Source organism: Bacteroides faecis MAJ27 (genome assembly GCF_900106755.1).
GTDB classification, from domain to species: domain Bacteria; phylum Bacteroidota; class Bacteroidia; order Bacteroidales; family Bacteroidaceae; genus Bacteroides; species Bacteroides faecis.
Window position 1 is genome coordinate 33,961 of the sequence record NZ_FNNN01000030.1, and the last position, 12,957, is coordinate 46,917.

Sequence of the window (12,957 nt, forward strand, 5' to 3'; positions counted from 1 at the left end):
CATTATTACCATGACCGATTTAAAAACTACTTTCGCAGGGCTTTCTCTCAGAAACCCAATCATTATCAGTAGCTCGGGACTGACCAACAGTGCCGGCAAGAATAAGAGACTGGCAGAAGCAGGAGCAGGTGCCATTGTACTGAAATCTCTGTTTGAAGAGCAAATTATGCTGGAAGCGGATCAACTGAAAGACCCCGCTTTTTATCCGGAAGCAAGTGATTATCTGGAAGAATATATCCGTGAACATAAGTTAGCTGAATATCTCACTTTAATCAAGGAAAGCAAGAAAGAGTGTTCTATTCCCATCATAGCCAGCATCAACTGCTATTCAGACTCGGAATGGGTAGACTTTGCCAAACAGATACAAGAGGCCGGCGCCGATGCACTGGAAATCAATATTCTGGCATTGCAATCGGATGTGCAATATACGTATGGCTCATTTGAGCAGCGTCACATCGACATTCTGCGTCATATCAAACAAACGGTAACCATTCCGGTTATTATGAAACTGGGTGACAACCTGACCAACCCCGTAGCCCTGATCGACCAGCTATATGCTAACGGAGCAGCTGCAGTGGTTCTTTTCAACCGTTTCTACCAGCCGGACATCAACATTGAGAATATGGAACAAGTATCCGGTGAAGTGTTCAGCACCTCCGCCGACCTTGCCACTCCTCTCCGCTGGATTGGAATCGCTTCTTCAGTGGTAAACAAAATCGATTATGCAGCCTCCGGCGGTGTCGCCAATCCGGAAGCGGTAGTAAAAGTAATCCTTGCCGGTGCTTCAGCCGTAGAAGTTTGCAGTGCTATCTATCAGAATACGAATGCATTTATCGGAGAATCCACCCGTTTCCTCTCCGCATGGATGGAACGCAAAGGTTTCAATAATATCGCTCAATTCAAAGGAAAGCTGAATATTAAAGACGTTCAAGGTATCAATACATTCGAACGTACCCAATTCCTGAAATACTTCGGAAAGAAAGAAGCCTAAAAAATGAAGAACTTTGGGGAAATGAAGAATGAAGAATTCGCTAGCGCATTTATGCTGCAAGTAATTCTTCATTCTTTTTTCTTCATTCTTATTTCTTCATTTTTATAACAAGTTGCTAGCCAACTCACTCAACTGACTACGTTCCCCTTTCACCAGATTGACATGTGCAAAGATATTCTGGTCTTTCATACGGTCGATCATATACACAAGACCATTGGACTGGCTATCCAGATAAGGCTGGTCAATCTGCTGGATATCTCCTGTGAATACCATCTTCGTACCTTCACCTGCACGGGTAATAATCGTTTTTATTTCATTCGGGGTAAGGTTCTGCGCTTCGTCAATGATACAGTACATTTCGCTCAAACTACGTCCGCGGATAAATGCCAATGCTTCAATCACCAGCTGCTCGCTTTTCTGCATATCTTCGATACGCTTCACTTCGGTCGAGTTGGCGGCAAACTGACGCTTGATCACATTCAGATTATCGAATAGCGGCTGCATGTAAGGAGCCACTTTTTCCTGGGCATCCCCCGGAAGAAAACCGATATCCTTGTTGGACAATGCCACTACCGGACGTGCCAGCAATATCTGCTTATAGTCAGTCAACTTGCCTAAAGCTGCTGCCAAAGCCAGCAATGTCTTACCTGTTCCCGCTTTTCCGGTCAATGCCACTAATTTGACGTTCGGATCATTCAGTATCTCGAAAGCGAAACTCTGTTCGGCATTACGGGGCTCAATACCATAATTACGTCCTTTCGTTACCCGGCAAATGGAATGAGTAAAAGGATTGTAGCGCGCCAGTACACTGTTACGATCACTCTTTAAAACGAAGCATTCGTTAGGGTGAATGACATCCTTAAAGTCAAATTCGCTCAGATCAATGCCCTCTTTAGATGAATAGATGCGATCGATCAATGCCGGATCTACATTTTCAAAGATCTCATTGGATTTCTCGAATATATCGACATTGGATACCTTATCTGTGATATAGTCCTCACTGGTAATACCGATAGAACGGGCTTTCATACGCAAGTTTACGTCCTTGGTCACCAATATAGCCGGAGTTTTCGGATATTTGGCTGCCAGATATTCAACAGCTGCCAGTATCAGATGGTCGGGTTTCTTCACCGGAAAAGACTCATGCACTTTGGGAGCATCCACATTTCCGGGAACTACAAACAGGCGACCCATTCCTTCTCCCAGACTCACCCCTTGGGAGAACAGCTCGTCACTCGTCAGCAAATCCAGTTCCCGGACAAATTCACGGGCATTGAAATTTATCTGCTCGTTTCCTTTCTTGAACTTGTCCAGTTCTTCCAGTACGACAAGGGGAAGATGAATATCATTTTCCTGAAAATTCTTCAAGCAATTGTAGTCGTGAAGAATAACATTTGTGTCAATTACAAAATTTTTCTTAGTTCCCATGATTTCTTAGAATTTAATGTTGATATTTGCAGTCTGATTCATCAATCCTCCGCTATCGGTTGAATTGATGGTTCTAAAGATAAACAATTTTGCGAGCAATAAAGATTGCCCGGAGTTAAATATTATAAAACATGGATTATCAGAACACTTTAAAGTACTTATATGAAAGTACACCTATGTTTCAGCAAATTGGTGGAAAAGCATATAAGCCGGGTTTAGAGACAACACACAAATTGGACGAACATTTAGGTCATCCGCATCAACAATTCAGAACGATTCACATCGCCGGAACAAATGGAAAAGGCTCCTGTTCACACACGATCGCAGCCGTACTGCAAGCAGCAGGATACAAAGTCGGGCTATTTACTTCCCCGCATCTGATTGACTTCCGCGAGCGTATCCGTATCAACGGTGAAATGATTCCCGAAGATTATGTAGTCAGCTTTGTAGAAGAACACCGTTCTTTCTTCGAACCTCTGCACCCCTCTTTCTTCGAACTCACCACAGCAATGGCATTCCGCTACTTTGCCGACCAGCAGGTAGATGTAGCTGTAATCGAAGTAGGTATGGGCGGACGTCTGGACTGTACCAATATCATCACCCCCGATCTGTGTGTCATTACCAATATCGGTTGGGATCATATGCAATATCTGGGCAACACACTGACTAAAATCGCCAAAGAAAAAGCAGGAATCATCAAAGAAGACATTCCGGTAATAGTGGGTAAAGTATCAGGAGCAGTGAAAAGAGTCTTCACGATGAAAGCCAAGGCTATGAATGCCTGCATCGTCTTCGCGGAAGAATTAAAGAGTTGCACCAATGTGAGATATGCCCCCTATGATACCCTGAAAGAATCCAGAGCCGAGTTGCAGGAGTTATTGGAGGAGGAAATAAAACTTCAGCAGATACAGGAGCTTCCGATGAAAATGATGCAATTTGTCTCTCTTATCAACCCGACCGACGCCATACACGCCATAGACAGAATCATTGATAAAAGAAAAGACGCGATATTGATTCATAATTCCAGTTTTATGACGGGACTCTACTACGAACTGAGCGGCCTCTGTCAGACAGAAAATTGCCTCACGATCCTCGCAGCCCTGGAGATTCTGAAGAACCGGGGATATGAAATCAGCAAGAAGGATTACCATACCGGATTCTCTGACGTATGCGAAATGACCGGTCTGATGGGACGCTGGCAAAAGCTCCAGAGCTACCCCGACGTCATCTGCGACACAGGTCACAATGCCGACGGCTTCAAATGTATCCGTCAGCAGCTTAACTATATACACAATAAATTAAATCAGGAACTGCATATTGTATTCGGCATGGTCAATGACAAAGATATCAGCAGCGTCCTGGAACTGTTGCCGAAAGACGCCACCTACTATTTCACCAAAGCGAGCGTGAAGCGTGCGCTGCCGGAAGATGAGCTGATGAAAATGGCTTCGGAAGCGGGACTGAAGGGTACCTCCTATCCTACCGTAGCAGACGCCGTGCGGGCGGCAAAAGAAAACTGCCCCCCTAAAGACTTTATCTTCGTGGGAGGCAGTAACTTTATTGTTGCCGATTTGTTAGCGAACCGCGATACACTCAATCTCTACTAACGCATCCTTCGGCAAAGCCTTTACAGCAACTGCCGAACGTGCCGGAAAAGCTCCGTCAAAATACGTAGCATATACACCGTTCATCCCGGCGAACAATGACATATCCTGGAGGAATACAGTCGTTTTCACAATGTTTCCCATTGTCAAACCTGTCTCTTCCAGGATGTGTTTTATATTCTCCAGCGACTGGCGTGCCTGTTCTTCAATTCCTTCCGCCATCTTTCCGGTAGCCGCATCAATAGGCAACTGACCGGATACAAATACCATTCCATTGGCTTCTATCGCCTGACTATAAGGTCCGATAGCTCCCGGCGCTTTTTCACTGCAAATTACTTTTTTCATATTTATCTTTCTTTTTTTGTTTACCAATCCTCAAAGGTAGCAAAAAAATGCCTCCCGCAAAACGAATTTTGCAAGAGGCAACCATATTTCTTCTTATTAAAGACTATTCAGCTTTTTCTGTTTTTTCTTCTTCAGCAGGAGCTTCAGCTGAAGTTTCAGCCGATGCTTCGGCAGGAGTGGCTTTCACCGTCTGATCCACCTTTACTCCGTCTCTCGACACGTTCACCGTTACATTGACAGAAGCAGGCTGTGGCTGATACGGCATACGGTTTTTCGGATCTTCACCATACTGGTTAGGACCTACCGTACCATCGGCAAACAACATATAAAGGCCGAATACCCAACCAATGATAGGAACACAGCAAATCAGAATCAGCCAGCCGGATTTGTTCAAGTCGTGCAAACGCTTAACGCCCTGTGCCAAAGAAAACCACAGGGAGGCAATACCTGCCACGAAACCAATCAGGATACCGAAAACAGAACCACCTGCAGAACCGGCAGCCGCACCAAGAAATAAAGTAGCTAATCCCAGAGAATAGGCAATACCAAAAACGATACCACCGATAATACCAGACAGGAAATATTCGATCCTGCGAATACGACCGTCAAAAGAAAAAGGAGCTTTGAACATAATTTTACTAAGTTTATGTGAATAAATAGTTGATTGTAATCTTGATACACTAGCAAAGATATAAAATAAATTAAATAAAGAAAGCTTTTATGCCAAAAAGTATGTATCAATATTTAATTAATCCCATACATACATTCTAAGAAAAAAACATGTATTTTGCCATCATCCGTCACTTTCAAAATCAAAACACTGATATACAACCATATAGGAGTAATGACAAGCAGTGACGACAAAGTGACGGTAAAATCCTCCGGTATTTTGCCGTCACTCCGTACCACAGCTTTGCCGGCATCTGTATCATTCGGATACTGAAGTACCGGCAAATGCTTTCTACATTTTATAATTTTACGACCTTATAGAGCCTTCCCCTATTCGTATGTTTCGAGGGTATCCCCGCTTTTTGCAGCAACCTTCCAAAGTAATTGACCTTATTGGAAGACAAAGGAATAGTCGATTTCTTCTGCAAATAATTCAATATATCCATTAAATACAAGTATTCTCCTTCCTCATGATCCTCAGCACCCCTAAAGTAACGATAGAACAACTGCACCATTGGCGGAGTCTGTTCAAACTCCTGATTGCTTTCCGTCATAACGGCTTCATCTTCATCATCAAACCAGTAGCGTTCTCCATGATAAATCTCATACATAGCCTGTGCATACAACTGTCCGTAGTCAATGGGACGGGTCGTATCAATAGTATCGGTTACTTCTATACAGATGAAACGGCGGCTGCCGGAAGGGTCAGTCAGCAAATCCTTCTGATTGCTGGTTCCTATAAACGAGGCATAACGCCGAAGTTCCTGTATCGAATTACCATAAGGTTTGCGAAGATTCACCACCGGTTTCTGAAGAATATGCTTCAAAAATCCCTGTTGTGTCAACGTCACCTGATCAAATTCATCAATATTGATCAGCGCAAAGCGATTCAAATACATCTCTGCATCCCGCTTGCGGCCAAAGTCGATACTATCAGTGTAATAACCGCGAAGTTCCGGCGGTATCAGATCCCGGCAGAAGGTAGACTTACGTGTACCTTGCGCACCTACCAAGAGTGGAGATGTACTGTTCGCATGCTGTTTGTCCTATTTTCACTTACACATAATACTACCATATCGCGTTTTAATATTAATTTACAATAAAATAGCTAATTACCATTTCTGATAATCAGCTTTATTATAATAATACCGCTTATAAAAACATAGTAGATTCTATCTCACTATTCATAAAACTGAAATCTCATTTTCTTCTTCGACTTAAAAAACTTCCCTATTTTTAGTTCTTTACTATGTGCCATTTTATAAGGTGCCACTAACTCCTTTAGTAATTCATATAGTATTTGATTTACTAATAACATATCTTTATATATATCCCTTAATTGTTCTTCATCGTCATAATAGTGCTTATCTTTATAACCTATAAAAAACATATCAGACTTAGTCTGGTCATATTGAGGAGCTGTAAATCTAAACATAACTTTACTAGGATGAACCCACTTGCAGCCCTCTTTGTATATTTCTGATATTCCGGAATATCTCTTATTTAATTCTCCGCAAAGATAGCCGGCAGTAAGATATTGTTTACCTATACAAAGTTTATTAGTAGGTTTGCCGTCCATGAAATATTTAAAGAAACGTTCTTTATCTCTATATAAGAGACAAGCATAAACTTCCAAACAGCAATCTACCTGCATCCTAATAAAGTGTATAGCAGATAATTTATGTTTTGATAAAGCATTAAAAGCCGAATTATTCTCTAAAGCATACATTATAATGATATACATAAACATATATAAAGGATAGTGATTGTCTGGATTAATACTACCTAATACTTTACCATACCGTTTTGAAAATTTAATAATAGGTCTACCCATAGTATAATTGGAATAAAAAAGGCTAGCCGAAGCTAGCCTAAATTTAATGCATTAGTTCAATAGTGCCTTTATATCTTCTTTTTCATTCTCATCAAGAGCTGAATATAGACGTTTAACCCTAGCTTTTCTCATTTCAGAAGCAAGTTCATCCCCCGAATTAATGATTACATTCAAGTTAGCTATATAAGTCTCAAATCTTGCGACAAAGCTCTTACATTTAGCTTTAACTTGCTCGGGAGTATCTGTTTCTGAAACAAACATACCGACACCAAAAGTTTTGCCCAGTTCACTACGGTTGTTAGACACTAATGCTTCCAATACATTTGTTGAATTTGTTAATTCCATAATTATTATAATTTTAATTATGCCAGCACTATTACTGGCTATTCAGAAGATAGTGCTATCTACAAATTCCGCCACAAATGTAGTATATTATTATAATAACACAAACAAATTCCAACAAAATTTGAACACTCTATGTAAAAAAAGCTATGATAGTATAGCTTTTTAAGAAAAAGCCCTCCATATTAATACCCAACATTATTATACTAATCCTATTAATACTAGAACTAGTATATCTATTATTATAGTATAAAATATAACTGTAATAATAGCCAACTTATTAGTGACCATATTAATACTGATTGATGTATTAGTATTGAATTTCTGTAAAAATAAAAATAGCAAATGAATTTCTTCAAATGGTGATAACCATGTTAGTTTCCACCATACCAAAGAGATATTTAATTCAAAATGTCAAAGTTACATTTATAGGGTAATTACCAATCATCATCACTTGTTTGCAATGGCTTCTTTAGAACTGTATCAATTTTGTCTACAAGGATTTTATAACATGATAGTGAATAAACAAAAGCTCGTGATGAGGTCACTTTAGGATGTTGTCTGTTTTCTGCAAATGGAAAGCAATCAGAAAGTGCCCATATTTGGGTATCTTTAGTAACGCCATTACCTGTTACACCAAAACCACCACCAAACATTATGACATATCCACTATCGTCATTTATCTTTAATACCTCATAGTTCTGTAAAGTATATGTCATTCGAATACGTTCTTCTTTAAAATCAAATTTAATAAGTGGTCGAATACTTACTCTATATGAGTTATCTCCCATAGTCCGTTTTGCAATATTAGGCAGATAACAACGTGCCATGATTGTTCCTTCTTCCTCATTTGAAACCTGTATAGCTGACTTTGCATCAGAAGACATAGATATGACCCAATCTATAATTTTGCGATATAATTGAGATTTGGACTGACCTTTATACTCTTTTATAACCGATAATGATAGTTCACCCAATTCATTCAGCTTATATTCATTAGATAGCTCCTTAGCCTTAGCTGACCAAGACATATCCCCTATATTAGTATATTCTTCTAATTCTTGTTTAGTTACAATTTGGGCATTAATTGTATTACAGACTAATCCTAATAACATTATAAAAATAATCTTTTTCATGTTGACTTGAAGCTTACTATTAGTATGATGTATTTTTGTGTTCAAATGTACAAAAAACAAATTAATTAATCAGATTTTATTATATATATTTTCTAACAAGCCTTGTTGTAAAAGATGTGTTGTAATTATTGATAGAACAATAAAAAAAACAGCAAATGAATTTCTTCAAATGCTGTTTTACTCAATATTTACAAATAATTCATTTGTTTAATTATTAATACGGTATCTAATATGATGAATGCCACAACATCTTGTATATCCCAAACACAAGGTCCTTTTAGTATTATCTCGCATGCCTTATCAAACATAGTAATTATAATAGCTATGAGCATTTGGGTAATAATTATCTTTTTCATAGAAGATAGTGTAAACCAATTAAACACACTAATTAGCCATTGAGGCATTTTAAGTAATATAATTCCCATTATTTCTTATTTAATAATTCTACCTTCATATTATTCTTCTGATGCAATATTATTTATGCCTTTTAGTTTTTTCAATTCTTGAATATACTCCAGTTCACCTTTGGCATATTCCTTATTTGCATCTTCATTCAGCATTTCCTTAAATGCTTCCTCTGCATCATCCAACCGTCCCATATCAACAAAAGTATATGCTCTTCTCCTACGTAGGAAATTGTGATAAAATATAATGCCATCCGTAATCTCACTTTCTTTTAACTGCGCCAATTGATTAAGTTCATTATGGATTGTATTAATTGCTCTTATATCTCTACTATTTGCCAAACAATTTATGTATTCTATGTTGTATCTAATGTTATTTAAGGGACGAACTATTTCCAGAAAGAAAAGGGCTTTCTCATATAAACCCATTTCTGCATAGCAATATCCAATGAGATAACAGGTTTGATAAAACATTCTTTTATCATCATCTGTAATGCTACCCCTTAGCCAACTTTCTCTCAAAGCATGATATACATTTTCCAAATACACAATTGCATCCCAATATCTATTTTCTTTCAAAACTTCATTACCCCAATAAAAATCCTTTCCAATGGCAAGCGTCATTTGAGACATAATACAATATTCATAAAAATCCAATTCTTCTCCATTGTTGAATTTTTCAATTGCTTTGTCATGAATAGCCTTATATTCCTCTATCCTTTGCTGTGGGCTTGTATGGTCATAGGCAAACAAAACACTCAGTGTTTGAGGTTGATTCGCATTTCTGGCATATGTCTTATCTCCTTCATGGCTGAATGTTGGTAACATGATAGATGCACGGATAAACCATGTTTCCTTTCCACCTCCACATCCTCTTAGGTGTACAATGATATTGTCGTTCACTCTGCTAATGGACTTATCATCATCTTCTTGTTTGACATATCCCTTCCTATAGGAAATAGACAAAATGACATTTTCACTAAATCTATAGCCCATATCTCCATTGTCCTGTTTGATAAGGACTGCATTGCATAAATCAAAACTCCAGATTTCATTGCTGTCTACAACAAGTATCCCTTTTTTCTCATGAATGTTGTCTGTGACAATATATAAATCAGAAACCTCTTCTTGCCTTATGTCAAAAGTTCTATTAAGTAGTACCCCTAAAGTTACTTTCTCATTAGGAGTGGCTCGTAATTGATACTTTTCATTTTGGTGTTGAAATCTAAATTCATTTGATAGATACGTTTCATTTTCCAATCTATCAATCAAATCATCCTCTTTATCTTTAGAGATGTTCTTTACTTGAGGATGAGCATTAAATATGGAACTAAAAAACTTCTTCATGATATTATTAATTAAATCCTTTAACGACTACCCGTGGGCTTTCATGTTTTTCTTGTTTAAAATTAAGACGTATAAACTGTTCTTTTAGTAAGTCATGAGCTTTGAAGCAATCATCCAGTACAATTTTCAAATAATCTCCTATATTTATTATGGAAGGAACAAATAGAATTACTGCCTTGCAATGTACTCCCATTTGCTTATTATCTTCATCTATGGAATAAACAGTGGAAACAATATTTCTTATGTTATTCAGATTTATTGCTTCCTTCAAATGCTCAACATTGGCATTATCCAAATCGACACATAGCCACCAAGTATCCCAAAGAGTGACAAACAGATAGTCATTATCTGCATCTATAAAAAACTCCTCACCTTGGTATTTAAAACAGATTCTATCCTTATCATCAACTTCTGGTTGACAACCAATCTCTTTTAATGTATTGATAACTAAATTCCGTGTCTTGTTATCTTCTGCATTAATCGCCTTATCTATAGTTTCATTTGTTTTTGCATATTCTGACCGTTCTTTGTCTTCCTCAACAGCGAACCCTATTCTACCAAAGAAATATGCGATAACTATCAATATTAATCCTAACACTATCCAACCTTCCATATTTGTACTTAAAATAATATTTGACAAATGTATTATTGGTTATTTCTCATATCATTCCTAATATCAATTTCAACTAAAGAAATAAACTGCAATTTTATTATTCTCTTGGTAGATTATATAAGTGAATATTGTTGTCAACTATTTCTTCTGCTTGCTTTTTAACAGACCTCGTATACTCCAACTTCACTGTTACAATAATCTCACGCTCATAAGCCTTCTTACAAATAGCTTTACTGTAAAAATATCTATCACCCTTAGTATTGCCTTCAATAGTATAACTATGGTCTGTAATATCTTTCTTGACAATTCTATTGCCTTGTTCTATTTCTGTATCAATCATTATATCAAACCATTCATGAAGCGAATAATCATCTTTAAAAACATCGAAGTATGTAGCATACACATTCAAACAGATTGTACTATCTTCATTTACGAAATGATTGCCATTACTTAAATCTGATTCTTCTCCATGTGTAAAGTTAGAGGGATATATCAAGAAATAATCAAAAGTCCTATTCCAATAAAACCTTGTATCATCATATTCGTATATCCCATTTCTATAATCAATCAATTTCACACCTTTTACTCCTAATACCGAATCCACCCATTGCAAATGCTTAGCTTCTGATATATCCAAAGTAGGATGATTATCATATATAGATAAGCTAGCAATAGTAGCCTGTATATTACTATCCTTTTTACTAGTACAAGATAGTAATAGCATTAATAGTAATATGTAAATCGCATATATATTCTTCATGAAGAATACCATTCTCTATAAAATATCAATTATTACATATAAGATAAATCGCCAAAACCACAACAGGAACGATAATATACATTACTACCGCACCCTCTTCAAAACTCCCATTTTCTTTACGTGGACAGGTAATATATGCTATTATTGCATAAATTACAATTCCTATTACTACTCCCATAAGATTTAGTTAATATTTACTAGTATAAAAAGTATCTTTTGTGCAAACGTACTGTCCCTCCTTAATTTTTTTATATTGAATCCAAAGTTTCTTAGCAATATCATTACAAGGGTCAACGACTTCTACCCAAACATTATATTTCATATCAACAGCTACTGAAGTAGTATAATTTATAATCTTATACTTCTTTTTTTGAATTGCTCCATTATTAAAACAAGCAACTTCTTTCTGTTTAACTCTTTCCAATGCAAGGTTAATGACTTCTTGCGGAACTTTAGGCGTAAAATCTAAGACAGTTCTTTTAGGGGACTGTGGAGATTGAGCCATTATTCCAATATTCGTAAATAGTGCAAAGACAAATAAAAATATATATTTTACCATATAAAGAACGAATTAATCATTAAAAATTTTCATTTCAACATAGAATGTTCCCAATAAAACCAATATCCAGTATAGCCATGATTCATCCCATATAAACATATTGAATCCCGCAAGTTCTTCTGCATCATATTGAAAAGATGGTTCTATAAACGCAATACCAAAAATAGGAAGTGCCAATACAAAAAGTGCTATTCTCATTGCCAATGCAACAAGTGCAGGTGCAAATATTGCTAATACTATTTTTCTTTCCATATTGTCTTGTATTTATAAATCTAGAGCTTTACTTTTTATAGTAATTATGTATGGCTTTCCACCTTTGTTTACATCAATCAACTGCCTTTTGGTATTTCCTGCTAAAAAAGTTTCGGTCAATACTTGTACATTTCCTTCTGTATCAACATATTCCATGACAACCTTATCTATAGTAAAATCCGAATAATTCTTCAAAACCCAATATGTGGGTGGTTTAACTCCCCATTGTGCTAACAATGCAGAGAAAACGGAAATATCAAAAAAAGTAGCTTGAAAAACATTCTCTTTCTTGTTGTTCAATCTTACTGCGCTTCCAACAGGCTGAGGCTCTTCACGTTCAATCACAAGATATTTTGCTATATTATTACGCACTTCTTCTTTTGTTGTCGTTTGTTTTTGTTCTTCCTTATCATCTACTCTTTGATTACTTTGGATGTTATTACAGGAAAATAGTATAAACGAAAATATAAAGGATAATCCAATAAATAGTTTTTTCATATTGCTTTTTATTTTTTGATTAATAATTTAATTTGTAGTATAAGCTGCTCAAAAAATGAGTTGGCTACTTAAAAGATAGTAGCAAAAGTTGTTTCTTAATGTCTGATTCGTAGTTATATATCGTTTTATCTACCCTGTTCCCTTTGGATAGTATTACACAATGAGAAAAGCGTGG

The 12,957-nt window shown here is 36.8% G+C and carries 16 protein-coding genes and 1 pseudogene; 2 read left to right on the forward strand and 15 right to left on the reverse strand.

Annotation, left to right across the window (positions count from 1 at the left end):
- Positions 1-10: 10 nt before the first annotated feature.
- The gene (locus BLW31_RS20265) at positions 11-991 is read left to right on the forward strand and encodes a dihydroorotate dehydrogenase-like protein (RefSeq protein ID WP_010538564.1); all 981 of its coding nucleotides are present in this window, start codon (positions 11-13) and stop codon (positions 989-991) included.
- 102 nt (positions 992-1,093) lie between these two features.
- Here BLW31_RS20265 and BLW31_RS20270 read toward each other — a convergent pair whose 3' ends face one another.
- A complete protein-coding gene (locus tag BLW31_RS20270; RefSeq protein WP_010538565.1) occupies positions 1,094-2,419 on the reverse strand; it encodes a PhoH family protein in 1,326 nt (441 codons plus the stop codon).
- Between the two features lie 131 nt (positions 2,420-2,550).
- Between BLW31_RS20270 and BLW31_RS20275 the strand changes: the two genes are divergently transcribed.
- Positions 2,551-4,026: a bifunctional folylpolyglutamate synthase/dihydrofolate synthase gene (locus BLW31_RS20275; protein WP_010538566.1), complete on the forward strand. Its 1,476-nt coding sequence runs from the start codon at positions 2,551-2,553 to the stop codon at positions 4,024-4,026.
- On the opposite strand, the gene BLW31_RS20280 is transcribed toward BLW31_RS20275, so the two are convergent.
- The 14 genes and pseudogenes from BLW31_RS20280 to BLW31_RS20345 all read right to left on the reverse strand — a co-directional run bounded on the left by BLW31_RS20280 (position 3,994) and on the right by BLW31_RS20345 (position 12,782).
- Positions 3,994-4,368: a RidA family protein gene (locus BLW31_RS20280; RefSeq protein ID WP_010538567.1), complete on the reverse strand. Its 375-nt coding sequence runs from the start codon at positions 4,366-4,368 to the stop codon at positions 3,994-3,996. The genes BLW31_RS20275 and BLW31_RS20280 overlap by 33 nt on opposite strands.
- A 103-nt stretch (positions 4,369-4,471) precedes the next feature.
- Entirely contained in the window at positions 4,472-4,999 is a 528-nt protein-coding gene (locus BLW31_RS20285; RefSeq protein WP_010538568.1) for a DUF805 domain-containing protein, read from the reverse strand.
- A 113-nt stretch (positions 5,000-5,112) separates the two neighbouring features.
- Positions 5,113-5,322, reverse strand: a complete 210-nt coding sequence (locus tag BLW31_RS20290) for a hypothetical protein (RefSeq protein ID WP_010538569.1) — start codon at positions 5,320-5,322, stop codon at positions 5,113-5,115.
- A 14-nt stretch (positions 5,323-5,336) separates the two neighbouring features.
- Positions 5,337-6,083 (reverse strand): annotated as a pseudogene (locus BLW31_RS20295) (VapE domain-containing protein); the annotation flags it as partial.
- Between the two features lie 134 nt (positions 6,084-6,217).
- Positions 6,218-6,871 carry a hypothetical protein gene (locus tag BLW31_RS20300; protein ID WP_004321931.1) on the reverse strand — a complete coding sequence of 218 codons (654 nt, stop codon included), beginning with the start codon at positions 6,869-6,871 and terminating at the stop codon, positions 6,218-6,220.
- Between the two features lie 51 nt (positions 6,872-6,922).
- Complete coding sequence (locus tag BLW31_RS20305; protein ID WP_004321934.1) at positions 6,923-7,216, reverse strand: hypothetical protein; 294 nt, start codon at positions 7,214-7,216, stop codon at positions 6,923-6,925.
- Positions 7,217-7,650: 434 nt separating this feature from the next.
- Positions 7,651-8,349 carry a DUF4468 domain-containing protein gene (locus BLW31_RS20310; protein ID WP_229066710.1) on the reverse strand — a complete coding sequence of 233 codons (699 nt, stop codon included), beginning with the start codon at positions 8,347-8,349 and terminating at the stop codon, positions 7,651-7,653.
- 455 nt (positions 8,350-8,804) lie between these two features.
- The gene (locus BLW31_RS20320; protein ID WP_004310246.1) at positions 8,805-10,100 is read right to left on the reverse strand and encodes a hypothetical protein; all 1,296 of its coding nucleotides are present in this window, start codon (positions 10,098-10,100) and stop codon (positions 8,805-8,807) included.
- A 7-nt stretch (positions 10,101-10,107) separates the two neighbouring features.
- On the reverse strand, positions 10,108-10,713 hold the full coding sequence (locus BLW31_RS20325; RefSeq protein ID WP_004310244.1) for a hypothetical protein: 606 nt from the start codon (positions 10,711-10,713) through the stop codon (positions 10,108-10,110).
- 97 nt (positions 10,714-10,810) lie between these two features.
- Entirely contained in the window at positions 10,811-11,473 is a 663-nt protein-coding gene (locus BLW31_RS20330; protein WP_010538573.1) for a hypothetical protein, read from the reverse strand.
- Positions 11,474-11,498: 25 nt separating this feature from the next.
- Entirely contained in the window at positions 11,499-11,651 is a 153-nt protein-coding gene (locus BLW31_RS24550; RefSeq protein ID WP_004321945.1) for a hypothetical protein, read from the reverse strand.
- A 9-nt stretch (positions 11,652-11,660) separates the two neighbouring features.
- Positions 11,661-12,032 carry a hypothetical protein gene (locus tag BLW31_RS20335; protein ID WP_004321947.1) on the reverse strand — a complete coding sequence of 124 codons (372 nt, stop codon included), beginning with the start codon at positions 12,030-12,032 and terminating at the stop codon, positions 11,661-11,663.
- A gap of 12 nt (positions 12,033-12,044) precedes the next feature.
- Positions 12,045-12,284, reverse strand: a complete 240-nt coding sequence (locus tag BLW31_RS20340; protein ID WP_004321949.1) for a hypothetical protein — start codon at positions 12,282-12,284, stop codon at positions 12,045-12,047.
- 12 nt (positions 12,285-12,296) lie between these two features.
- Positions 12,297-12,782: a hypothetical protein gene (locus tag BLW31_RS20345; protein WP_004321951.1), complete on the reverse strand. Its 486-nt coding sequence runs from the start codon at positions 12,780-12,782 to the stop codon at positions 12,297-12,299.
- Positions 12,783-12,957: the final 175 nt, after the last annotated feature.

Coding starts and splice junctions, on each gene's coding strand:
- BLW31_RS20265 (WP_010538564.1), top strand. CDS start 11: ATGACCGATTTAAAAACTACTTTCGCAGGGCTTTCTCTCAGAAACCCA.
- BLW31_RS20270 (WP_010538565.1), bottom strand. CDS start 2,419: ATGGGAACTAAGAAAAATTTTGTAATTGACACAAATGTTATTCTTCAC.
- BLW31_RS20275 (WP_010538566.1), top strand. CDS start 2,551: ATGGATTATCAGAACACTTTAAAGTACTTATATGAAAGTACACCTATG.
- BLW31_RS20280 (WP_010538567.1), bottom strand. CDS start 4,368: ATGAAAAAAGTAATTTGCAGTGAAAAAGCGCCGGGAGCTATCGGACCT.
- BLW31_RS20285 (WP_010538568.1), bottom strand. CDS start 4,999: ATGTTCAAAGCTCCTTTTTCTTTTGACGGTCGTATTCGCAGGATCGAA.
- BLW31_RS20300 (WP_004321931.1), bottom strand. CDS start 6,871: ATGGGTAGACCTATTATTAAATTTTCAAAACGGTATGGTAAAGTATTA.
- BLW31_RS20305 (WP_004321934.1), bottom strand. CDS start 7,216: ATGGAATTAACAAATTCAACAAATGTATTGGAAGCATTAGTGTCTAAC.
- BLW31_RS20310 (WP_229066710.1), bottom strand. CDS start 8,349: ATGAAAAAGATTATTTTTATAATGTTATTAGGATTAGTCTGTAATACA.
- BLW31_RS20320 (WP_004310246.1), bottom strand. CDS start 10,100: ATGAAGAAGTTTTTTAGTTCCATATTTAATGCTCATCCTCAAGTAAAG.
- BLW31_RS20325 (WP_004310244.1), bottom strand. CDS start 10,713: ATGGAAGGTTGGATAGTGTTAGGATTAATATTGATAGTTATCGCATAT.
- BLW31_RS20330 (WP_010538573.1), bottom strand. CDS start 11,473: ATGAAGAATATATATGCGATTTACATATTACTATTAATGCTATTACTA.
- BLW31_RS24550 (WP_004321945.1), bottom strand. CDS start 11,651: ATGGGAGTAGTAATAGGAATTGTAATTTATGCAATAATAGCATATATT.
- BLW31_RS20335 (WP_004321947.1), bottom strand. CDS start 12,032: ATGGTAAAATATATATTTTTATTTGTCTTTGCACTATTTACGAATATT.
- BLW31_RS20340 (WP_004321949.1), bottom strand. CDS start 12,284: ATGGAAAGAAAAATAGTATTAGCAATATTTGCACCTGCACTTGTTGCA.
- BLW31_RS20345 (WP_004321951.1), bottom strand. CDS start 12,782: ATGAAAAAACTATTTATTGGATTATCCTTTATATTTTCGTTTATACTA.